The organism is Streptomyces sp. NPDC054863 (assembly GCF_053610825.1).
The window spans coordinates 15,536-36,817 of record NZ_JBSGZD010000055.1 but is presented as its reverse complement, the minus strand read 5'-3'; the positions used below and the strand labels follow the sequence as shown (position 1 = coordinate 36,817).

At 71.6% G+C, this 21,282-nt stretch carries 22 protein-coding genes; 15 read left to right on the top strand and 7 right to left on the bottom strand.

What is annotated here, in order from left to right; translation table 11 throughout:
• The first annotated feature begins 119 nt into the window (after positions 1-119).
• The 3 genes from ACWGIG_RS13605 to ACWGIG_RS13595 all read left to right on the top strand — a co-directional run bounded on the left by ACWGIG_RS13605 (position 120) and on the right by ACWGIG_RS13595 (position 3,848).
• Positions 120-1,748 carry an MFS transporter gene (locus tag ACWGIG_RS13605; protein ID WP_453321735.1) on the top strand — a complete coding sequence of 543 codons (1,629 nt, stop codon included), beginning with the start codon at positions 120-122 and terminating at the stop codon, positions 1,746-1,748.
• A 266-nt stretch (positions 1,749-2,014) separates the two neighbouring features.
• Positions 2,015-2,788 carry an acyl carrier protein gene (locus ACWGIG_RS13600; protein ID WP_453321734.1) on the top strand — a complete coding sequence of 258 codons (774 nt, stop codon included), beginning with the start codon at positions 2,015-2,017 and terminating at the stop codon, positions 2,786-2,788.
• Positions 2,789-2,891: 103 nt separating this feature from the next.
• On the top strand, positions 2,892-3,848 hold the full coding sequence (locus tag ACWGIG_RS13595; protein ID WP_453321733.1) for a 4'-phosphopantetheinyl transferase family protein: 957 nt from the start codon (positions 2,892-2,894) through the stop codon (positions 3,846-3,848).
• Here the strand turns inward: ACWGIG_RS13595 and ACWGIG_RS13590 are convergent.
• A complete protein-coding gene (locus tag ACWGIG_RS13590; protein WP_453321732.1) occupies positions 3,780-4,946 on the bottom strand; it encodes an AfsR/SARP family transcriptional regulator in 1,167 nt (388 codons plus the stop codon). The two genes, ACWGIG_RS13595 and ACWGIG_RS13590, sit on opposite strands and share 69 nt — an antisense overlap.
• 343 nt (positions 4,947-5,289) lie before the next feature.
• Here ACWGIG_RS13590 and ACWGIG_RS13585 point away from each other — a divergent pair, with 343 nt between their 5' ends.
• From ACWGIG_RS13585 to metF, 4 genes are all read left to right on the top strand, one after another.
• Positions 5,290-6,111 carry an AfsR/SARP family transcriptional regulator gene (locus ACWGIG_RS13585; protein WP_453321731.1) on the top strand — a complete coding sequence of 274 codons (822 nt, stop codon included), beginning with the start codon at positions 5,290-5,292 and terminating at the stop codon, positions 6,109-6,111.
• 186 nt (positions 6,112-6,297) lie between these two features.
• Complete coding sequence (locus ACWGIG_RS13580; RefSeq protein ID WP_453321730.1) at positions 6,298-7,149, top strand: thioesterase II family protein; 852 nt, start codon at positions 6,298-6,300, stop codon at positions 7,147-7,149.
• On the top strand, positions 7,115-8,071 hold the full coding sequence (locus tag ACWGIG_RS13575) for an aromatase/cyclase (RefSeq protein ID WP_453321729.1): 957 nt from the start codon (positions 7,115-7,117) through the stop codon (positions 8,069-8,071). Before ACWGIG_RS13580 ends, ACWGIG_RS13575 begins: the two co-directional genes overlap by 35 nt.
• Positions 8,072-8,351: 280 nt before the next feature.
• Positions 8,352-9,263 carry a methylenetetrahydrofolate reductase [NAD(P)H] gene (metF, locus tag ACWGIG_RS13570; protein ID WP_453321728.1) on the top strand — a complete coding sequence of 304 codons (912 nt, stop codon included), beginning with the start codon at positions 8,352-8,354 and terminating at the stop codon, positions 9,261-9,263.
• Positions 9,264-9,265: 2 nt separating this feature from the next.
• On the opposite strand, the gene ACWGIG_RS13565 is transcribed toward metF, so the two are convergent.
• Positions 9,266-10,216, bottom strand: coding sequence for a RimK family alpha-L-glutamate ligase (locus ACWGIG_RS13565; RefSeq protein ID WP_453321727.1), 951 nt, complete (start codon positions 10,214-10,216; stop codon positions 9,266-9,268).
• A 254-nt stretch (positions 10,217-10,470) separates the two neighbouring features.
• A complete protein-coding gene (locus tag ACWGIG_RS13560; protein ID WP_453321726.1) occupies positions 10,471-11,685 on the bottom strand; it encodes an alpha/beta fold hydrolase in 1,215 nt (404 codons plus the stop codon).
• Positions 11,686-12,133: 448 nt separating this feature from the next.
• Here ACWGIG_RS13560 and ACWGIG_RS13555 point away from each other — a divergent pair, with 448 nt between their 5' ends.
• From ACWGIG_RS13555 to ACWGIG_RS13545, 3 genes are all read left to right on the top strand, one after another.
• Positions 12,134-13,330 carry an FAD-dependent oxidoreductase gene (locus tag ACWGIG_RS13555; RefSeq protein ID WP_453321736.1) on the top strand — a complete coding sequence of 399 codons (1,197 nt, stop codon included), beginning with the start codon at positions 12,134-12,136 and terminating at the stop codon, positions 13,328-13,330.
• A gap of 249 nt (positions 13,331-13,579) precedes the next feature.
• Positions 13,580-13,981 (top strand): PadR family transcriptional regulator, encoded by a 402-nt coding sequence (locus tag ACWGIG_RS13550; protein ID WP_453321725.1) that lies wholly within the window; start codon positions 13,580-13,582, stop codon positions 13,979-13,981.
• Positions 13,978-14,574 carry an HAAS signaling domain-containing protein gene (locus ACWGIG_RS13545; RefSeq protein WP_453321724.1) on the top strand — a complete coding sequence of 199 codons (597 nt, stop codon included), beginning with the start codon at positions 13,978-13,980 and terminating at the stop codon, positions 14,572-14,574. Before ACWGIG_RS13550 ends, ACWGIG_RS13545 begins: the two co-directional genes overlap by 4 nt.
• 174 nt (positions 14,575-14,748) lie before the next feature.
• On the opposite strand, the gene ACWGIG_RS13540 is transcribed toward ACWGIG_RS13545, so the two are convergent.
• The 3 genes from ACWGIG_RS13540 to sigJ form a co-directional block, all read right to left on the bottom strand.
• Positions 14,749-14,892 carry a hypothetical protein gene (locus tag ACWGIG_RS13540; protein ID WP_453321723.1) on the bottom strand — a complete coding sequence of 48 codons (144 nt, stop codon included), beginning with the start codon at positions 14,890-14,892 and terminating at the stop codon, positions 14,749-14,751.
• 212 nt (positions 14,893-15,104) lie between these two features.
• Positions 15,105-15,488, bottom strand: coding sequence for a VOC family protein (locus tag ACWGIG_RS13535; protein WP_453321722.1), 384 nt, complete (start codon positions 15,486-15,488; stop codon positions 15,105-15,107).
• Between the two features lie 492 nt (positions 15,489-15,980).
• Positions 15,981-16,973 (bottom strand): RNA polymerase sigma factor SigJ, encoded by a 993-nt coding sequence (sigJ, locus tag ACWGIG_RS13530; protein ID WP_453321721.1) that lies wholly within the window; start codon positions 16,971-16,973, stop codon positions 15,981-15,983.
• 207 nt (positions 16,974-17,180) lie between these two features.
• On the opposite strand from sigJ, the gene ACWGIG_RS13525 reads away from it, so the two are divergent.
• From ACWGIG_RS13525 to ACWGIG_RS13515, 3 genes are all read left to right on the top strand, one after another.
• Positions 17,181-17,555: a hypothetical protein gene (locus ACWGIG_RS13525; protein WP_453321720.1), complete on the top strand. Its 375-nt coding sequence runs from the start codon at positions 17,181-17,183 to the stop codon at positions 17,553-17,555.
• Between the two features lie 110 nt (positions 17,556-17,665).
• Positions 17,666-18,250, top strand: coding sequence for a DUF2975 domain-containing protein (locus tag ACWGIG_RS13520; protein ID WP_453321719.1), 585 nt, complete (start codon positions 17,666-17,668; stop codon positions 18,248-18,250).
• Positions 18,250-18,495, top strand: coding sequence for a helix-turn-helix domain-containing protein (locus ACWGIG_RS13515; protein ID WP_453321718.1), 246 nt, complete (start codon positions 18,250-18,252; stop codon positions 18,493-18,495). The genes ACWGIG_RS13520 and ACWGIG_RS13515 overlap by 1 nt, the downstream gene beginning before the upstream one ends.
• A gap of 142 nt (positions 18,496-18,637) precedes the next feature.
• Here the strand turns inward: ACWGIG_RS13515 and ACWGIG_RS13510 are convergent, their stop codons facing one another.
• Positions 18,638-19,306: a class I SAM-dependent methyltransferase gene (locus ACWGIG_RS13510; protein ID WP_453321717.1), complete on the bottom strand. Its 669-nt coding sequence runs from the start codon at positions 19,304-19,306 to the stop codon at positions 18,638-18,640.
• Positions 19,307-19,530: 224 nt separating this feature from the next.
• Here ACWGIG_RS13510 and ACWGIG_RS13505 point away from each other — a divergent pair, with 224 nt between their 5' ends.
• Positions 19,531-19,713 carry a DUF5302 domain-containing protein gene (locus ACWGIG_RS13505; protein ID WP_453321716.1) on the top strand — a complete coding sequence of 61 codons (183 nt, stop codon included), beginning with the start codon at positions 19,531-19,533 and terminating at the stop codon, positions 19,711-19,713.
• Between the two features lie 335 nt (positions 19,714-20,048).
• The gene (gene metK, locus ACWGIG_RS13500; RefSeq protein ID WP_453321715.1) at positions 20,049-21,272 is read left to right on the top strand and encodes a methionine adenosyltransferase; all 1,224 of its coding nucleotides are present in this window, start codon (positions 20,049-20,051) and stop codon (positions 21,270-21,272) included.
• Positions 21,273-21,282 lie beyond the last annotated feature (10 nt).

Genomic DNA, 21,282 nt, shown 5'->3' with positions numbered 1-21,282 from the left:
GCCGAAACCCGCTCGGTCCTCATCGCCTCACTCGCGATGCTGCGCAACAAGCACGCGGACCTGCCGTCCCGCAAGCACGGCAACCCGCCCCAGTAGGGCGGGATTGCAGGAGGAATTCCTTGTTCACACAGCCGACGGCCTTGGTGGAGCGCGATCCCAGGCGCTGGGCGATCCTGGCGGTGATCTGCCTGGCCCAGCTCGTCGTCCTGCTCGACAACACCATCCTCAACATCGCGATCCCGGTACTCACCGCAGACCTGGGCGCGTCCACCGCGGACATCCAGTGGATGGTCAACGCCTATGCCCTGGTGCAGTCAGGGCTGCTGCTCACCGCGGGCAGCTTCGCCGACCGCTACGGCCGCAGGCTGATGCTCCTGACCGGGCTGTTCCTGTTCGGCCTCGGTTCCGCGGCGGCGGCCTTCGCGCAGAGCTCCGGCCAGCTCGTCGCGGCCCGTGCGGGGATGGGCGTCGGGGGAGCGCTGCTCGCGACCACCACCCTCGCCGTGGTCATGCAGGTCTTCGACGACGAGGAGCGGCCGAAGGCCATCGGCCTGTGGGGTGCGGTCAGTTCGCTGGGCATCGCGGCCGGTCCGCTGATCGGCGGAGTGATCCTTGAGTACTACTGGTGGGGAGCGATCTTCCTGATCAACCTCCCTGTCGCGCTGCTGGGGCTGGTGGCCGTCTCCCGGCTCGTGCCGGAGACCAGGTCCCCGCAGGGCAAGCGGCCCGACTACCTCGGTGCGGTGCTCTCCATGATCGGCATGGTGGGCGTGGTGTACGCGATCATCTCCGGCCCCGAGCACGGGTGGCTGTCCGCGCAGGTGCTGTGGCCGGCCGCGGTCGGCGTGCTGGCCCTCGGCGCCTTCGCGCGCTGGGAGCTGCAGGTCGACCACCCGATGCTGGACATGGCCTTCTTCCGCAACCGCCGCTTCAACGGAGCGGTTGCGGGTGCAATGCTGGTGGCACTCGGCATGGCCGGATCGATGTTCCTGCTGACCCAGCACCTCCAACTGGTGCTCGGCTACGAGGCTTTGCAGGCCGGTCTGCGCACTGCTCCGCTGGCCCTGACGATCGTCTGCCTCAACTTCCTGGGTGCTGGCGCCAAACTGCTGGCCAGGGTGGGGGAGGCGTATGCGATCGCGCTCGGGATGACCCTGCTGTCGATCGGCCTCGTCGTGGTGGCGGTGCTCGGGACGGGCCCCGGCGCCGGTTACGGGGGAATACTCGTGGGGCTCGTGGTCATGGGCTCCGGTATTTCGCTGGCCCTGCCCGCGATGACCGTTGCCATCATGTCGTCGATCCCGACCGCAAAGGCAGGGGTCGGTGCCGGGGTGCAGGGAACGCTCACGGAGTTCGGTGGCGGGCTGGGGGTGGCGGTCCTCGGCGCGGTCCTGGGCTCGCGTTTCGCGGCGCTGCTGCCGCCCGGGGCGGATGCCTCGGGATCGCTGGCCGAGGCCCTCGCGGAAGCCGGTGCGGACCCGGAGCGTCTGCGCGCGGTCCACCAGGCCTTCGGGAACGCGGTGAGTGCCAGTCAGCTGATCGGTGCCGCGGCGGTGTTCGTGGGCGGGCTGCTGGCCGGTCTGCTGCTGGGGCTGGCGGGGCGGGTGTCGACGGGAGCGGGAGCGGAAACGGGAGCGGGAGCGGAAACGGGCGTGGAATTGGCTACGGGGGTGGAATCGGCGACGGAGGCGGAGGCGGCCGAGTCGTCCGCCGCCCCCCGTCACAGGCCGCCGCCCGCCGCCCGCTAGCCGGTGCCGCGCCGCAGTCCGGTGGATCCCGTCGGCAGCCCTGCGCGTCAGGTGCCGATCAGCGCTGCGTCAGCACCACCGGTCAGGATGCCGGGGGAGGGGCGTCACCGCGTCCGCGTCCGGGTCGGCGCGCGGGTCCGTACCCACTCCAGGTCCGTACCCATTCGGATCCGGTACGCGTCCGGATCCGGTACGCGTCCGGTACACGTACGGAAGCCCTCGCAGGAGCATCCCGCAGGAGACCACCCCCACAGGAGATGTCAGCCATGATTCGTGACCGCAACATCGCCCTCCGGCCGCCGGGCGAGGACCCCGCCCACCTCGTCCCGGCGCGGAACGGCGCGTCCGCGGCCCAGGTGGCCGAGGAGGTCGGCGAAGTCCTCGCCGGGGTGCTCCGCACGGAGCCCGAGCGCCTCGACCCGGATCAGACCTTCCGGCTGCTCGGCGTCGACTCGATGCTCAGCGTGGAGTTCGTGGCGCTGGTGAACGCCAGGTTCGGCACCGACCTCAGGGCCACCGAGCTGTACGACCACCCCACGCCGAGCGCCTTCGCCCGCCATGTGGCGGCCGTGACCGGGGGAGTGGTGGCGGAGCCGAGTGTTCCGCTCTTCCCGCAGGCCGCCTCGGCGGCCCCCGCCGCCGGTGATCCGGGTGCCGGCGTACTGGAGACCCTGCGCGAGCAGCTCGCCGAGATCCTGTACTGCGACGCCTGGGACATCGACGCCGATGCCCCCTTCAGCAGCCTCGGGCTCGACTCGATTCTCGCCGTCGAGTTCGTCGCGTGTCTCAACCACGCCTACGGCATGGACGAGAAGGCCGACGTGCTCTACGACCGTCCGAACCTGACCGCCCTCGCCGCGTACGTCTGCACCCGTACCGCCGTGCCCGTACCCCCGGCGTCACCGCTCCTCCCCTCCGCTCCTGCCGCGCCCACCGGTGCGGGGGAGGGCAGCGCCGGTCTTGAGGCCCTGCTCGGTGCCGTGCGCGACGGCAGGGTCACCGTGGAGCAGGCACTGACCCTGCTGCCCCAGCACTCCTGAGGAACAGGACCACCATGACCCGGATCTTCATGCTTCCCGGCCGGTGCGCCCAGGGCGCCGGCCCGGTGCGGGCCGCCCGGTCCGGGCGAACTCCGGCGGGCGGATGAGCGCCGTGACCGGGCTGTCAGGATCCGTGACCGGGCGGCCGGGACCCATGACCGGGCTGCCGGGACCCGAGTTCACCGAGAGCGCCCCGGGTGGTGCAGGGCCGGGCCCCGACACCGTGAAGCTCTGGTTCTGCCCCAACGACGAGCTCGACGAGGCGACCGGCAGCCGGCTCGCGGGGCACTGGCTGGACGAGCACGAGCACGAGACCGCCCGCCGGTTCCTCTTCGCACGCGACCGGCGCCAGTACCTCGTCGCCCACTGCCTCGTCCGCCGCGTGCTGGCTCTGGAGACCGGCATCCCCGAGGCCGAGGCGACGATCCGGCGCACCTCGCGAGGCCGCCCGTACCTCCGGGGTCTGCGCGCGGACGAGACCTTCCGCACCGACCGGGCCCGCCCCGCAGGACCCCCCGCCGACGTGCACGAACTGGACTTCAACCTCTCGCACTCCCGCGGCTACAACGTCGTCGCCTCCGCCCGCGGCCACCGGGTCGGCGTCGACGTCGAGTGCCTCGACCGGAGTGCCGCACGCGGCTTCGGGCCGATCGTCGAGTCCTTCGCCCCCGAGGAGCGGGCCTACCTCGCGACGATCGAAGCGGGCAGCGTACGGGACCGCGCCACCCTGCGGCTGTGGACGCTGAAGGAGGCGTACGCCAAGGCCCGCGGCCTCGGTCTGGGACTGCCCTTCGACTCGTTCGCCTTCGAACTCGACGAGGAGCAGGGCGTTCTGGGCTTCAGACCGCCCGCCGACGACACCGTGGACCGCTGGACCTTTGCCGAGTTCCGACCGCGCCCCAAGGTCCTGGTGTCCCTCGCCGTGGACCGCTCCGGGGACACCGTGCCCCGGCGGCTCCTGCTCCACGACGGCTTCCCCTGGAGCCGCGCCTCACCGCGCGAGGTGGCGCTGCCCGCCCGTACCCCGGTTCCCGCCGCGGGAGTCGTCACCGGCTCCTAGCGCACGACCGGCCAACAGGTCGAACCGGCGCACCAGTTCCTCCTGCTCCCGCGAGAGCTGCTCGATGCGGTACTGCAGCCGGGCGATCTCCCTGCCCAGCCCGAGCACCGCGGACGGCTCGCACGGCGCGCCGCGCGCCCCGGACGGCAGCGGCGGCATCCGGAGCACCGAAGCCCCCTGCACAGAAGCCGCTCCCACCGAAGCCCCCTGCACAGAAGCCGCTCCCACCAACGCCCCCTGCACCGAAGCCGCTTGCACCGGCACCTCCTGCACCGGCACCACCGGCAGCGGCCCCGGCACCACCCGCCCCACCGCGTCCGGCGCCGCGAGTTCCGGGTCGTGCCTGAGGATCGCCTCCATGCGGCTGCGCAGCGCAGGCCCCGGCTCCACGCCCAGTTCGTACGACAGGTGTCTGCGCGCCCTGTCGTACACGCTCAGCGCCTCCGCCTGGCGTTCGCACCGGTACAGGGCCACCATCAGCAGGTCGTAGAACCGCTCCCGCATCGGGTGATCGGCCGTCAGTTCCTCCAGCTCGCCGATGATCTCGCCGTGCCGTGCCGCCCGCAGACACATGTCGTACAGCGTCTCCAGGGCGGTGAGTCGGCTCTCCTCCAGCTGGGCCGCCTCGGCCGCGCAGATCTCCCCGCGCACGCCGTCCTCCAGCGCGGGCCCCCGCCACAGGGCCAGCGCGCCGCGCAGCAGCCCCCTGGCGTGCTCGTGGTCTCCGCTCTCGGCGGCCGAACGGCCTTGTGCGGCAAGCTCGTTGAAGCGGTCGACGTCCCGGGTGCCGGGCCCCAGCCGCAGTACGTAGCCGAGCGAGGACGTCGCGATCCACTCGTGGTGCTGCTCGCCCGACCCCGGTGCGGGCACGGGCAGCAGCCGGCGCAGCCGGGCCACATGGGCCTGCAGCGCGTTCGTCGCGTTGGCCGGGGGGCGGTCGCCCCACAGTTCGTCGATCAGCCGGTGCACGGACACGACCTGCCCCGACTTCACCACGAGGGCACCCAGCAGGGCGCGCTGCTTGGCACCCGTCGGGAGGATTCGCAGGCCGGTCCGCTCGTCCTGCATCTCCAGGGGACCGAGAATGCGGAATTGCATCCCTTGCATCGCTCCCTCGCCTTCTCCTCCTCGTGCCTCACCGATTTCCGGCCGGTGGCCCCGGCTCCGGTTTCCGTGAAAGAAACCGAACGGCTCTCGGAAATTCGGACAATAGACGGTTCGTTGCCCCAACGCCCCTGGTGCAAGCGCGACTTGAGCCGCCCTGGGCGCGGCGTCGAGTCCCTCTGCACCGTAGAGAAACGCCTGAAAGCCACTGGAGATTGAGGAGGCCGTGCCCGGAACGCGGTTACCTTGCCAGTCGTCCGTCGAATGTTGAAAAAGGACTGCGGTCACCTGGGTGGAGCACTTTCGACACGCATCGGAGACCGTTACGGAGGAAGCCATGAAAATTAATGTTCTGGGCCCACTGAGTGCCGACATCAACGGAATGTCGATCGTTCCGACGGCGGGCAAGCCGCGGCAGATCCTTGCTCTGCTCGCGCTCTACCCCGGCCGGGTCATGCCCGTGCCCACGCTCATGGAGGAGATCTGGGGCACCGACCTGCCCCAGAGCGCCCTCACCACTCTCCAGACGTACATCCTTCAGCTGCGCCGCAGGCTCGGCACCGCCATGGGCCCCGGCGCTCCCGGCACCGCCAAGGACGTGCTGGCCACCCGCCACGGCGGCTACCTGCTGCAGATGCCCGCCGAATCCGTCGACGTACACGAGTACGAGCGCCTGGTCGGCGAGGCGCAGCAGGCCTTCGACGAGAACGAGGACGAGAGGGCGGCGGCCACCTACCGCAAGGCCCTTGACCTGTGGCAGGGGCCCGCACTGGTCGACGTACGGGTCGGCCCGATCCTGGAGATAGAGGTGATGCGGCTGGAGGAGAGCCGTCTGGCGACCCGTGAACGCCGCATCGACGCGGACCTGCGGCTCGGCCGGCACGTGGAGGTCATCGCCGAACTGGTCGACCTGATCGCCCGGCACCCGCAGCACGAGGGGCTGCACTCGCAGGCCATGGTGGCGCTCTACCGGGCCGGCCGGCAGGCCACCGCCCTGGACCTCTACCACCGGCTGCGCCGCCGCCTCGTCGACGAACTCGGCGTGGAGCCCGCACCGCAGCTCCAGCGGCTGCACCAGGCGATGCTCGCCGTCGACCCCCAGCTGGACGTCGTCTCGGGACCGCGCCGCAGCTCCACCTTCGACCTGTACGCGGCCTGACCGCGCGCGGTCCGGTCGTGCGCCCTCGGAGAGCGGCCGGGCGCACGACCGTCCGACGGCGGCCGGGCGCACGGCGGCCCGGGTCTGTACGGAACGCCCGCCCGGGCGTCGGGCCCGTGCTCGGAGCCCGGAGGCCGGAGGCCGCATCGAGCGGTACTCCACCCGGCTGGAGGATGCTCCGGGCCCATGGACGTAAGGCTGTACTGCTTCGCGCACGCCGGCGCCGGGGTCTCCAGCTTCGACCGCTGGCGCGAGCGGTCGGGCCGGGGAGCCGACATCGTGCCGGTGCTGCTGCCCGGCCGGGAGGCCCGCCGGCGTGAACCGCGACCGACCGGCCGGGACGCGCTGCTCGGCGACCTCTTCGGCCCGCTGGCCGCCGCCGCGGCAGCCGACGGCCCGTACGCCCTGTACGGACACAGCCTCGGCGGCCTGGTCGCCTACACCCTCACCCGCGCCCTCCTGGAGGCCGGGCTCCCGGCTCCCGAGTTCCTCGCCGTCGGCGCCTGCCCCGCCCCGGACACCGGTCCGATACGGGACACCTGCGGCCTCTCCGACACCGAACTCCTCAGCTTCGTAGGGGACCTGGGCGCCGCGCCCACCGGGCTGCTCGCCGAGCGGGGCAGCATCTGGCACCGCACCGTCCTGCCCGTACTGCGCGACGACGTCGTCCTGGCCGACGCCCTGCGCGCCGCCGCGACAGACCCCGCCACCGGCGGTCCGCTGCCGGTGCCCGTGCTCGCCGTCGACGGCCGCCGCGACCCGGCGGTCGACGCCGCCGCGGTGGACGCCTGGCAGCGCTGGACCACCGGAGGCTGCGTACGCCGCACCGTGCCGGGCGACCACTTCTTCGTACGCGACCGCGAGATCGCCGAACTCCTGGGCCGCGCCTGCCGGGTGGCACGCCGCGTTCGGACTCAAGCAGTCCTCCGGCCGGACTCGTCCGGGCGTCGAGCGGTTCAGGACAGGATCGAGATCCAGTCCCGATCGCGAGAGAGGATCGCCCATGTCCGCCGATCGAGTGCACCGAACGACGCATGAAGTGACCGTCGCCGCGCCTGCGGGCGTGGTCTACGGGCTGATCGGCGACGCGGTGCGATGGCCGCTCTTCTTCCCGCCGAACGTGCACGTCGAGCAGTTGGAGTTCGACGGGACCACCGAGCGCCTGCGGATGTGGGTCACAGCCAACGGGCAGGTGAAGTCCTGGAGTTCGCGCCGCACCCTGGACGTCGCACGGCACCGGGTGGACTTCCGGCAGGAGGTGGCCGCCGCACCCGTGCAGGACATGGGCGGCGCCTGGATCGTCGAGTCCCGGGGCCCGGCGAGCTCCCGGCTCACCCTGCACCACGACTTCACGGTCGCCGACGACAACGCCGCCGACGTCGCCTGGGTGGAGCGCGCCACCGACACCAACAGCCGTGCCGAGCTGGCCAACCTCAAGCAGCTCGCCGAGCGCTGGCAGGACCTGGACGACCTGGTCATCTCCTTCGAGGACTCGGTACGGGTCAACGGCCCCGCCGAGCTGGTCTACGACTTCCTCTACCGGGTCGGCGACTGGCCCGAACTCCTCCCGCACGTCTCCCGCCTCGACCTCACCGAGGACGAGCCGGGCGTGCAGGTCATGTCGATGGACACCGTCACCGCCGACGGCTCCTCGCACACCACCGAGTCCGTCCGCGTCTGCTTCCCGCACGCCGGCCGCATCGTCTACAAGCAGACGGCGACCCCGCTGCTGATGTCGGCGCACACCGGCGAGTGGTCCGTCGTCCCGGACGCGACCGGCGTCACCGTCGTCTCGCAGCACAGCGTCGTGCTGCGCCCCGAGAACATCAAGCAGGTGCTCGGCGAGAACGCCGACGTGGCGCAGGCCCGCCGGTACGTGCGCGAGGCGCTCGGCCGCAACAGCTCGGCGACGCTCGCGCTCGCGAAGAAGCACGCGGAGAGCGCCGTCAGGGTCCTCTGAAGCGCGCGAGGACCCCATTCCTGCGTGAAGCGGCACGTGAAGCGATACGTCAATCAACGCGTGAAGCGATACGTGAAGCGGCGCGTGAATCAGCGCGTGAAGCGATACGTGAAGCGGCGCGTGAAGCGGTCGCCCTGCTGCCGCGCCCCGAGCCACGACACCGCCGGGCAGCGGAACGGCGCACGGTCGAGCCGCGGACCCGCATCCTCCAGGGATCCTCGTCCGCGCCTCGTCGCGCACCACGTCAGCTGTACGTCAACCGGCCGAGGAGGCCCCCGCCATGACCACCCTGCGCGACGCCCTGGCAGACACCGGCGCGCCGACCTTCTCCTTCGAGTTCTTCCCGCCGAAGACCGAGGCCGGGAACCGCGCCCTGTGGCAGACGATCCGCCGGGTCGAGGCCCTGGCCCCGACGTTCGTCTCCGTCACGTACGGCGCGGGCGGATCCTTCCGGGACAGCACCGTCGAGGCCATCACCCGCATCGCCACCGAGACGACCCTGCGCCCGGTCGCCCACCTGACCGCCGTCGGGCACTCGGTGGCCGAACTGCGGCACATCGTCGGCCGGTACGCGGACGCGGGCGTCACCGACGTACTCGTGCTGCGCGGCGACCCGCCGGGCGACCCTCGCGGACCCTGGACCCCGCACCCGCAGGGCCTCACCCACGCCCACGAACTGGTCAGCCTGATAAGGGAGTGGGGCGGATTCAGCGTAGGCGTCGCGGCGTTCCCCGAGCGGCATCCGCGCTCGGCCGACTGGGAGAGCGACATCCGGCACTTCGTCGCGAAGTGCCGGGCCGGCGCCGACTACGCCATCACCCAGATGTTCTTCGACGTGGAGGACTACCTGCGGCTGCGCGACCGGCTCGCGACAGCGGGCTGCGACACCCCGGTCATCCCGGAGATCATGCCCGCCACCGACGCGAAGCAGATCCGCCGGTTCGCCGAACTCTCCGACGCCCGCTTCCCCGCCGACCTCGCGGACCGCCTCGAAGCGGCCAGGGGCAACCCGGCGGAGGGGCACCGCATCGGGGTGGACCACGCCACCCGGATGGCGCGCCGCCTGCTCGACGAGGGCGCGCCGGGGCTGCACTACATCACCCTCAACCGGTCCACCGCGGCACTCGAAATCCACCGCAACATCCGGCCCGCGCAGACGCCCACGTACGCAAGAACCCTTCACGCCGCCTGAGTTCAGGGGCGGCCGGGCCTCCCCGCGTCCGTGAGACGGGCCCGGCAGGCGGCCACGAGCGCGGCGGTGATGTCCTGCCTCTCCCTGCGCCAGCCGACGTTCGCGTTGACCTCGCAGACCGTGAAGCCGCCGTCCGGGGTGAACAGCAGGTCGACGCCCGCGACGCCGAGACCCAGGGCGCCGGCGGCCCGCACCGCGAGGTCCTCGCCGTCGCGGTAGCGGCCCGTGCACGGCGTGGCGGTCCCGCCGAGCGCCAGGTTGGAGCGGAACTCCCCGTCGGCGGCGGTGCGTACCTGTGCCCCGGCCGCGCGCCCGTCGACGACCACCACCCGCAGGTCCCGGCCGTGCGAGGCCCCGACGTACTCCTGCAGCAGATACGGGACCTCCTGGCCGAGGCAGCCCTGAACGCCGTGCAGCATCGCGGCATCCGGCGCCAGGAACACCTGCTCGCCCCGTTGCCCCCGTACCGCCTTCACCACACACGGCTGCGGCACCCCCGCACCGATCGCCCCGCCCAGCGGAGCGTCCGCGTAGGTGCGGGTGTCGGGCACCGGCAGTCCCGCGAGTGCGAGCTGCTGCAACTGCCAGAACTTGTTCAGGCACGCCAGCACCGCACCGGCCGGGTTCAGCAGGACGGTGCCCATCGCCTCAAGATGCCGCAGCAGGGTGATCTCCCGGTCCGCACTCGCCACGGGCGTCCACACCCGGCCGTACGCGAGCGCGGGCGCGGCCAGCTCGCGCCCGCTCAGGTCGTGCAGCGTCAGCCGGCCACCCCGCACCCCCATCAGCAGTTCGTCGCTGCGCACCACCGCGAACCCGTCGCCGAACTCCCCGGTCAGCGCGTGCGCGAGGCGCTCGGTGATCGGCCGTTCCGCCGCACCGGCCCCCAACACCAGCCACACCTCACCCCCACGCTCCACCAGATCCCGACGCTCCCCAGCACCCTCACTCACGCACACCCCAGTTCCTCCCGACCGTCAGACCGGCGGACGCCCCGCCACACCCCGCCCGCCCGACCCTCGGCCGTGGGCGACGACGACACGCACAGAACGCCCCTGCCCGCAGCGTCCCGCACCCGTTGCCTACGGCCAGGGGACCATGTACCGGACGCGGCGGACATGCTCGTCGACGTGACGCTGTCCGCCGCATCCGCTGTCCGCCGCGGGGTTACGGGTGGAGGGCCGTGCCCGCCTCGCTCAGCACGGGGTCAGCAGTTGCCCGCCGCGGCCTTGTCGGCGAAGCGGTCCACGAGCCAGGGGAGTCCTGCGCCGCTGGCGCCCTCGGTCGCGGCGATGTGCCCGGGGATGTGGTTGCCGACGAACTTCACCGTCACCCCCAGACGGCACCAGTCGGCTGCCAGGTTCTTGCCGACCTGCTGGGGAACGACGTCGTCCAGTGCGCTGTGGGAGAGCAGGACGGGTACCGCGGGCTTGCGCTTGCCGAGCTTCTGTTCGGCCACGATCGCGGCCCACGGAGCGTGCTTGAGGCGCTCGGTCAGCGGACGCCCGTCCCTGGTCAGGAAACGCGAGTTCAAGAGGGGGTACTTGGCGAGGGCCTGCGTCGTGCACACGTTGTCCCGCAGGTCGTTCGTCACGCGCTTGCCGTGGGCGTTCAGGTACGGGGCGATGTCGATGCCGTACGCGGTGGAGAGGCCGGAGAGGGCGTAATTGAAGAACGCCCCGTATGCGGAGCCGTCCATGCGGGCGGCCACCTTGTCCATGTCCGCGGGCGGGGCGCCCACGACGGCGCCCTTGATCTTCAGTTCGGGTGCGTAGGCCGGGGCCAGTTCGGCGGCGGACGCCGCCGCGCCGCCGCCCTGGGAGTAGCCGTACAGCCCGACCGGACCGGCGTCCGGGAGATCCACGGCGTTCAGACGCTGGGCCGCCCGGACGGAATCCAGGACGGCGCGGCCCTGCGCCTCGCGGTCCATGTACGTGTGGACTCCGGGGGTGCCCAGCCCCTGATAGTCGGTCACCACCACCGCGTAGCCCCGGTCGAGGAGCTTCTTGACGGGCAGCGCCTCGTACTCGGTGCCCTCGGCCAGCTGGCGGGAAGGGGCGCACTTGTCCGCGAGGCCCTGGGTGCCGGGGGCGAAGGCGACGATCGGGCGTTGACCGTACGGAGAAGACCTGGGGTTCAGCACGGTGGCGGTGACGGCGATGGTCTTCCCCGAGCGGTCGGTGGTGCGGTACATGAGGCGGTGGACGCCCGCGTCGACCTTGATCGCCTTGAGCGGGTCCAGGTGGAAGACGCCCGGCTCCGAGCTCAGCACGTCGCCGTTCCCCGCTGCCTGAGTCGCCGGTCGCTGCTGTGCGTGCGGTGGGGCGGCGGCGGCCCCGCCCGGCACGGTGAGAGTGAACGCGGCGGAGGCTGCGGTGGCGAGCACCGCCACAGCACGCCCGCCCGGGGCACGACGACACATCACGAGGGCTCCTCGGTCAGGAAAGGAAGAGGGAAGATCCACTCACTACCCCAGGGACGGCACCCTACTGCGCAGATACGCCGAAATGCCGGATCTGTCGCCCGAATCGACGCAACAGGGATCCGCCCACGGTTGAGCTCCGGCCCGGTTGCCGCGCGTCATGGAGAGGCAGGCGTGCGCCCGAAGAACTCCCGTGCGGTACGGGCGAGATGGGCCTGGCCGGTGAGGCCGGCCGGTCGGCCAGGCCCGACGCCCTCGGCGTCCCACTCATGATGCTCCGTCAGGAACAGGCTGTCGGCTGCCTGTCGAGGGCCGTCGGCCCGTTGTCGGCTGCCTGTCGGCAGGGCCTGACACCTTGCCGGAGAACCTGCCGGGCGTCCGTCCGGCAGCCGTGCGGCACCAAGGAATCACCATGAATGCAATGACCTCGACGACTTCGACGACCTCAATGACCACCGGCGTCACGATCATCGGCGCCGGCCTCGGCGGCCTCACGCTCGCCCGCGTCCTGCACCTCCACGGCATCTTGTCCACCGTGTACGAGGCGGAGGCCTCGCCGACGGCGCGCGCCCAGGGCGGGATGCTCGACATCCACGACTACAACGGCCAACTCGCCCTGAAATCAGCAGAGTTGATGGACGAATTCCGCAGCATCATCCTGGAGGGGCGCGAGGCGATACGGGTCCTCGACCCGGACGGGACCGTCCTGTTCGACCAGCCCGACGACGGTACGGGCGTACGCCCCGAGGTACAGCGCAGCGAGCTGCGGCAGATCCTGCTCGACTCGCTCCCCGCCGGCACCGTCCGCTGGGGCCACAAGGCAGGCAGCATTCGCGCCCTCGGCGGGGGCCGCCACGAGGTGACCTTCACCGACGGCGCCACCGTCACCACGGACCTGCTCGTCGGTGCGGACGGTGCGTGGTCCCGGGTCCGGCCGCTGCTGTCCGACGCCACCCCCGAGTACACCGGCGACTCGTTCGTCGAGACCTACCTGTACGACGGCGGGAGCCGCCACCCCGCCGCCGCGAAGGCGGTCGGCGGCGGATCGTTGCTCGTGGTCGGTCCGGACGGGAAGGGGATCTTCGCCCACCGGGAGAGCGGCGGGACCCTGCACGCGTACGTGACGCTGCCCAGGCCCCAGGACTGGTTCGCCGGGATCGACTTCACCGATCCCGCCGCGGCCACCGCCCGGATCGCGAAGGAGTTCGACGGCTGGGCCCCCGAACTCACCGCCCTCATCACCGACAGCGACACCGCACCGGTCCTGCGCCCCCACCACAAACTGCCGGCCGGGCACCGCTGGGACCGGGTGCCGGGGGTGACCCTGCTCGGTGACGCCGCCCACCTGGCGGTCCAGGACGGCGAAGGCGCCAACCTGGCCATGCTGGACGGCGCCGAACTCGGCGAGGCCATCGCCGCGCACCCCGACGACATCGAGTCCGCGCTCACCGCGTACGAGCGGGTGCTGTTCCCCCGCAGCGCCGCAGCCGCCGCCGAATCCGCCGAATCCGCGATCGGCGGCAACGGCACACCCACAGCCCAGGACCTGATCAACTTCTTCAGCCGCGACGACCGGGACGACCGGGACAGCCACGGTGACCGGGACACCCCGGCAGCGCCGCCCGAGGCGCTGTCCGGCCACTGACGTCCACCGACCGGGTCGACCGCAGGCGACCTCTGTTCCGATACCGCGATGCCGATACGAGCCCCGGGTCCTGGTGCCGATCAGGAAGGCGTGATCTCCGCCGGCGTCGCCGAGCGGCCTCCCCGCCGACACCACACGCACCCGAGAAGGCAGGGAGCACCCCCGCCGGAGCGATGGGTCGCGGGCATCCACCCCCCTCTCCCCACCCCCTCTTCCCTCCCACTTGCCCCACCAGGTATCTTGCATCGCATGGAACCAGGTGATTCGACCAAGCAGGCCCGGGCAGCCGCCCAACTGCGCAAGGGTGTCCTGGAGTACTGCGTACTCGCCCTGATGCGGGACCGCCCCCGCTACGGCGTGGAGCTCCTCCACGCCCTGGAGGACTCCGGTGCCCTGGCCACCAGCCAGGGCACGGTCTACCCGCTGCTCTCCCGGCTCCGCCGCGACGACCTGGTCACCACCACCTGGCAGGAGTCCGCCTCCGGACCGCCCCGCCGCTACTACGCGCTCACCGACAGCGGCCGGGCCGCGCTCGACGAGTTCACCCGCGTCTGGCCCGGTTTCCGCAACGCCGTCGACGCCTTCCTGACCACCCCCCACCCCCCACACGCCCCACACCCCCCACATCCCCCCACCGGAGACCTCGCATGAAGACCTCTACCGACCCCGTACGCGCCTACCTCTCCGCCGTCGAGCGCGAGGCCTCCGCGCTCCCCGCCGACCGTCGTCAGGAGCTCCTCGCCGACCTCGCCGAACACATCGAGGTGACGCGCGCCGAACACCCCGAGGCTGCGATCGGCGAGGTACTGACGGAGCTGGGGGACCCCCGTACGATCGCGGCGACGGCGCTGGCCGAGGCGGGGAACGGGGCCGCCGGGGCCCCGGCCCGGAGCGATGCCGGCGCACCCGCCCGGCGCGGCAAGGTGCACCCCCTGGTCCCGCTGCTGATGCTGACCCTCTCGATGCTCTTCATCGTGGTCTTCCCCGACAACCCCGGTCCCCTGCTCGGCGTTCTGTTCCGCATCACGGGCGCGGTGCTTCTCTGCACCTCGGTGCACTGGACCGCCGTCCAGAAGACAGCCGGGGTACTGCTCGCCGTCGTCCTGCCGAGTGTCGTCATCGTCACCTCGAACCTGTCCAGCGTCGGCCCGGCGGCCGGCACCCCGGCCCTCCTGGCCAACCTGGCGATGCTCGCCCTGATGGTCGGCACGGCAGTGTGGCTCTGGCGGGTCCGCCGCGCCTGAGACATGGAGCCCGCACGGCGGGACGGCCCTCCCGCCCTCCTCCTGCACGGAAAAGGCCGGGAGCCGGACCCGGCTCCCGGCCATTGCGGTCGATCTACCCGAACTGCGGCGCCCGGCAGGCGAGTTCACCCCGGAATCGGCCACGGTCCCGGCCCTCGCGGATCACCCGCGGAGCTATTTGTCGGTGGAGGAGCGCCCACTCTGCTTCTTCCACGGGACGTGCGTGGCGAGCATGTCGCCCACCGTGCCGACGACGTTGTACGCGAGCAGGCCCACGCCCTTCAGCACCCGCACCGCGGCACCCGCAACCTCGTCCATGTTCTGCATCCCCTCGCGTCGGTCCCCGTGGCTGGTTTCGATCTTGAAGACGCACTATGCCACCCGCTCGGTTGCCCGTACGGACCGGCCTCCGCCGCCCGGCCGCTGGGTCGATACAGCTTCGCCGTCCGGGAGTCATTCAGGTGTGCCGCGACACTGGTCGAGTGACGGGCACCACCCCTGACGGGCAGTCAGCACACGGCTCTTCGCTGCTACGTGCCGGGCGTCACGCTTTCGCGTGTGAGGAGGCAGAAGGGGTGCCCCACGGGGTCGGCGTACACGCGGTAGCCGATCGGTTTGTCCGATCCTTCGAGCAACGTGGCACCCAGGGCGAGTACCTGCTCCTCTGCCACGTCCAGGTCATCGACCATCACATCAACATGCATCTGGGCCGGACGGTCGGGATCGGTCCACCGGGGCCGCCGGAAATCGCCGACACGCTGGAAGGTCACGCTCTCCGTGCCCGCCGTGTTCGAGAGCACCACGTACTCGGGCGAGTCCTCCACCCGCGGCAGTGACAGCAGGGTCTCGTAGAAGCTCGCGAGCTCAGACGGGGCAGGACAGTCGATGACGAGAGAGAACAGGCGTCCGATCATGTTGATCACACTATGCCGGGCACGGAGGAAGCGGGCACGCGCATTGCCACGCGGCCCAGGCCGCAGAGGCGTCCGGTGCGGGGCCCGCCCGGCCGGCTCCGCACCAGGTAACTCCCTTTCCATGCAGACCGGTTGAGGGTTCCCCCGCACTGACGCCGACGGGTAGAGCCACCGCTCGGAGTCCTGGATCACCGGCCCGCCGAGTACCAGGAAATTCGTGGGAACAAGGCCGGCCCTTGGCGCTGTCGGTCCGGTGTCGGCGGCCGGCACCCGGACCACCCCGTGACCTGGCTGAACACCGGGTCGTCGGCCACAAGGTGAGCGACCTCGAAGCCCGCCGGCGGACGGACGTAGGCGACGCGCGTCCGGACGTGGTGTCGATCCTCGTCGGGGCCAACGAAAGGGGCCGCCACACGCTGGACCCGGAGGGGTACGTGATCCCCGTGGAGGAATTCGATGCTGCGGCTGGTCGCGTCACCGGGACCTGCGGCATCAGCCCGGACCGGCCCTTTCCGCCGACGGCCCGCCGACGGTCCAAGGACGGAGCTTCTCCGGGTTGCGGACCGCCCAGATGCGGCTGATGCGGCCGTCGGCGATGTCGAGCGCGGCCACGGTCACGGGGATTCCGGTGTGCTGGGCGACCAGGCCGGGCCGGCCGTTGACCGTCCGTTCCAGGAGCGTCAGCCCGGGCGCCCTGTCGGCGATGTGGATCAGGTACTGGGCGATGCGCTCGCTGCCCTCGACCGGGTGCAGGGCGGCGCCGACCAGGCCGCCGCCGTCGGCGGTCAGCGTGGCGTCGGGGTCGAGGAGACCGACGAGGGCCCGTACGTCCTTGGCCTCCCAGGCCTCCTTGAAGTGCCGTACCAGTCCGGTCTGTCCGGCCGTCGGCGCCGCCGGAGTCCGCGTGGCGCCCACGCGCCGACGGCCCGAGGACGCCAGCTGCCGGCAGGCCGCGGGCGTCCGGCCGACGACCTCGGCGATCTCGGAGAAGGGGTAGCGGAAGACGTCGTGCAGGACGAACGCCACGCGTTCGGCCGGCCTCATCGACTCCAGTACGACGAGGAAGGCCATGCTCACCGACTCGTCCAGGGTGATCCGGTCGGCGGGGTCGTCCGCAGCGGCCCCGCCCCCGGTCCGCCCGCTGAACCACTCCGTACGGTCGGGCAGCGGCTCGGGTATCCACGTACCGACATAAGCCTCGCGCCGGACCCGCGCCGAACCGAGCACGTCCAGGCAGATGCGCCCGGCCACCGTCGTCAGCCAGGCGCCGGGGGACTCGACGGCCTCCTGCCGCCGGGGCGACATCGCGTACCAGCGGGCGTACGTCTCCTGTACGGCGTCCTCGGCCTCGGACAGCGAACCCAGCAGCCGGTACGCGAGATTGGTCAGCCGGCGCCGCTCACCGACGATCACGCTCGGACGCGGCCCGGACGGGTCGTGCCCCGGCTCTGCCCGGTCGGGTCCCGGCTCGGAAGGGGTGCTCATGGGCGTGACCGCTCCCTGGTTCTACTCGTCCGGTCTGACATTTCGGGGGCCTGCGTCGTCAGGTGATCAAGACACTACTGATCCACCGCCGCGAGGCAGAAGTAGGGGGACCACACCGTGGCCACACAGGCGACTCGGACGACACGGGCGACACAGGCGACACGGACGACGCGGACCGCACGGGCGACGCGGACCGCACGGGCGGCAGTGCCGGGCAGGCCCACGTTCCTGCAGATCGCGATCGCCCTGCAGACCCTGTCCCTCCTCTTCCAGGCGGTCACCGCCGGACTGCTGCTGTCCTCGTCCTCCGGCGGGCTGCTGCACGACGCCGGATCGCGCGTGATGTACGGCGCGTCGATGCTGTACGTGCTCGCCGCGGTCCTGGCGTGGCGGCCGGGCGGCGGGTCGCCCCGGCCCATCCTGTACGCGTCCGGCTTCCTGGTGCTCGCCTCGGTGCAGGTGGCCCTCGGCATCGCGCACGTACCGTCGCTCCATGTCCCCCTGGGCGTCCTGATGTTCGGCCTGAGCCTGCTGCCGCTGGCCCAGACCCTGGCCCTGGCCCGAACGCGACGTACTCCGTGACGCTTGCCCGTAACGCCTCCCCGCGCCGCCTCCCGGGAGCCATGGAATTGTCGAATATCGATATGGCCCCCTAGGGTGGGGCATATCGAAAATCGATGGGGAAGGATGCGATGGACACGCGACTCACGAGGACGCCGGCCTCGGTGACCTTCGTGCTGGCGGGGCTCTTCGGGTTCGCCTTCATCGGCACGGGGGCCGGGCACATGCTCGACGACGGGGCGGTCTGCGTGCAGACGGGCTTCTGGGCCAATGCCTCACTGGCGGACGCCCTGCCGGTCGGCAAGGGCGTGGAGGCGTCCAGCAGCGCCGCGCGCCTCTGCCAGGACGGCCCCTCCGTGGGGCAGCGCGCCGCCGACCTCGGGGGCCAACTGCCCTGGCTGCTGTTCGCCTCCCTCGCGCTGCTGCTCTTCTCCCGGCTGCTGAAGGCCGTCCTGGAACACGGATCGTTCACCGAGGTGGTGTCGCAGCGGCTCTCGCTCCTCGGCTGGTTCGTCGTGGTGGGCATGCCGCTGGCCGGCCTCGTCGTCGGCTGGTCGCAGTCCTGGCTCGTAGGTAGCATGGCGCCGGTCGCGGGCTCCGGGCCGACGGTCTCCGGACCACTGGAACTCGTTCTCGCAGGCCTCGCCGCAGTGATCATGGGGAAGATCATGCGAGAGGGTGTACGCATGCGAGAGGACCTCGAAGGGACCGTCTGATGCCCGAAGAGGAACTCCACACGATCCGGATCCACCTCGACCGGCTCCTCGCCGAGCGCGGCATGACGCTCACCGAGCTGTCCGCCCAGGTGGGCATCACCGTCGTCAACCTGTCCGTGCTCAAGAACGGGCGGGCCAAGGCCGTCCGCTTCTCCACCCTGTCGAGGATCTGCGACGTCCTGCGGTGCCAGCCGGGAGACCTGATCACCCACGAACCTGCCGAGCCGGCCGAGGAGCTGCGGTGATCCGCGGACGTTGACGGCCGGGGCCGGTCCGGCACACGGGCCTGGGCCGAGGAGCGGGTGGGCGCAGGGCGCCGCGTCCGCGGTGTCGCGGTGTACGGAGAACGCCTCGCCCACCCCGCGGGGTGTGGGCCCCGCCCGGCCCTCAGGCGGGGCGCTTGGCCATGACGACCACGCCCGGCCCGGCATGCTCGTCCGCGGGGAGCCGGAGTTCGGCGACCGGGACCAGCCCGGCCTGCTCGATCAGCTCCACGAGCTGTTCCGGCCGCCACTTGTGCGTCGTCCAGCGAACGGGCACGTCTCCGTAGGCCTCGGTGCGCACCAGGTCCTCGTCGCCGACGTGGGTCGCGGTGATGAAGTGGCCGCCCGGCTTCAGGGCGCGCGCGAACAGCGCGAGGACCTGCGGAAGGACGTCGCGGGGGAAGTTGAACAGTGACCACCACCCGAGCACGCCGCCGAGGGACGCCTCTTCGAGGTCGAGGTCGGTGGCGGAGGAGACGTCGAAGCGGCACTGCGGATGCAGACGGCGCGCGTTCTCGATCATGCCGGGCGAGAGATCGACCCCGGACACGTCGAGTCCGCGTTCGGCGAGGTAGGCGGTCACCGTGCCGGGCCCGCAGCCGACGTCGAGGACGGGCCCGAGCTCGCCCACGGAGTCGGCGAAGGCGTCGATCGATGCCTTGAGCCACGGATGGCGACGGATGTCGCCGATCCCCGTCGTCACCACCATGTGGGCGTAGTTGTCAGCCACCCGGTCGTAGGACTCACGGACCATGTCGAGATCGGCAGGGCGGTCGATGGGATGTGTGCGCATCAGCCAACCATAGGGCGGCGGCCGTGGCGGGCATCACCGCAGCCGGTGCGGCTGTGACGCACGACCGGCGGGCACGCTTCGGTGCTCTCCCGCGTTGAACCAGCCGGTCACGGCCGGGAGTTCGGTGACGCTGTCGAGGTGCGCCAGAGGGCGCCCACCACCTCGTCAGGCTTTCCGTCCTGTGACACGCTGACTTCGCTGCTGCTCATGTCGAGGAGGTTCGCATGACCGATGCCCCAGAGAACAGTGCCGCCGACAACGACGCCAAGCGGAAGTTCCGGGAGGCGCTCGCGCGCAAGGGCCGGGGTGGAGCGTCCCGGGAGGCGCGCGAGGACTCCAGGCTGCGCGCGAAGGGCGGCAGCAACCCGGCCGGCGGCAAGCGGCAGTTCCGCCGCAAGACGGGCTGACCGGCGAGTGAGCATGGGAAGAGGGGCTGTTACCCCCGGCCGGGGGCAACAGCCCCTCTCTGTACGCGCGTTGACAGCCTGGAGTTCGCCCCCCCGCAGTCCCTCTACGGAACGTGGCCGTCACGTCGACCATTGGTCCAGCATTCCTCGACCGGTCGCCGTGAGAGTCGGAAGTACGCGCGGAGCAGGGTTCTGGAGGTGCCGAATGAGAAAGCTCGCGGCTCGACGCATGCGACTGATGTGGGTGCGCCTGCGCTTGATGCGGAGCCCCTGAGCACCCCGGGCGGTACCCCTGAGCACCCCGCGTGCCACCGACCCCACTCCTCTGGAGAGCCATGTCCCGTCATCTGTTTACGTCGGAGTCCGTGACCGAGGGCCACCCCGACAAGATCGCCGACCGGATCAGCGACGCCGTGCTCGACGCGCTCCTGGCCCAGGACCCTGCCTCCCGGGTGGCCGTGGAGACCCTGATCACGACCGGTCAGGTGCACCTCGCCGGCGAGGTGACCACGTCCGCGTACGCCGACATCCCCGCCCTCGTCCGCGAGGCGATCCTGTCCATCGGCTACGACTCGTCGGCCAAGGGTTTCGACGGTGCCTCGTGCGGTGTCTCGGTGTCCATCGGCGCGCAGTCCCCGGACATCGCGCAGGGCGTCGACACCGCGTACGAGAAGCGGGTCAAGGGATCCGCCGCAGGTGGCGCAGGGGACGAGCTCGACCAGCAGGGCGCGGGCGACCAGGGCCTGATGTTCGGCTACGCGTGCAACGAGACCCCGGAGCTGATGCCGCTCCCGATCCACCTCGCGCACCGCCTGTCGCGCCGCCTGACCGAGGTCCGCAAGAACGGGACGATCCCCTACCTGCGCCCCGACGGCAAGACCCAGGTCACCATCGAGTACCGGGACGGCCGCCCGGCCCGGCTCGACACGGTCGTCGTCTCCTCGCAGCACGCACCGGACATCGACCTCGACTCCCTGCTGACCCCGGACGTCCGCGAGGAAGTCGTGGAGCACGTACTGGCCGAACTCGCCGACAGCGGCGTCAAGTTGGAGACGGAGGGCTACCGCCTCCTCGTCAACCCGACGGGGCGTTTCGAGATCGGCGGCCCGATGGGCGACGCCGGCCTCACCGGCCGCAAGATCATCATCGACACGTACGGCGGCATGGCCCGCCACGGCGGTGGCGCCTTCTCGGGCAAGGACCCGTCCAAGGTCGACCGCTCCGCCGCGTACGCGATGCGCTGGGTCGCCAAGAACGTCGTGGCCGCCGGTCTCGCCGCGCGCTGCGAGGTCCAGGTCGCGTACGCGATCGGCAAGGCCGAGCCGGTCGGTCTCTTCGTCGAGACCTTCGGCACCGCCACCGTCGCCCCGGAACGCATCGACCAGGCCGTCGCGGAGGTCTTCGACCTGCGCCCGGCCGCGATCATCCGCGACCTGGACCTGCTCCGCCCGATCTACGCGCAGACCGCCGCGTACGGCCACTTCGGCCGCGAGCTGCCCGACTTCACCTGGGAGCGGACCGACCGCGCCGCGCAGCTGAAGACCGCAGCAGGTCTCTGACCAGCATCCG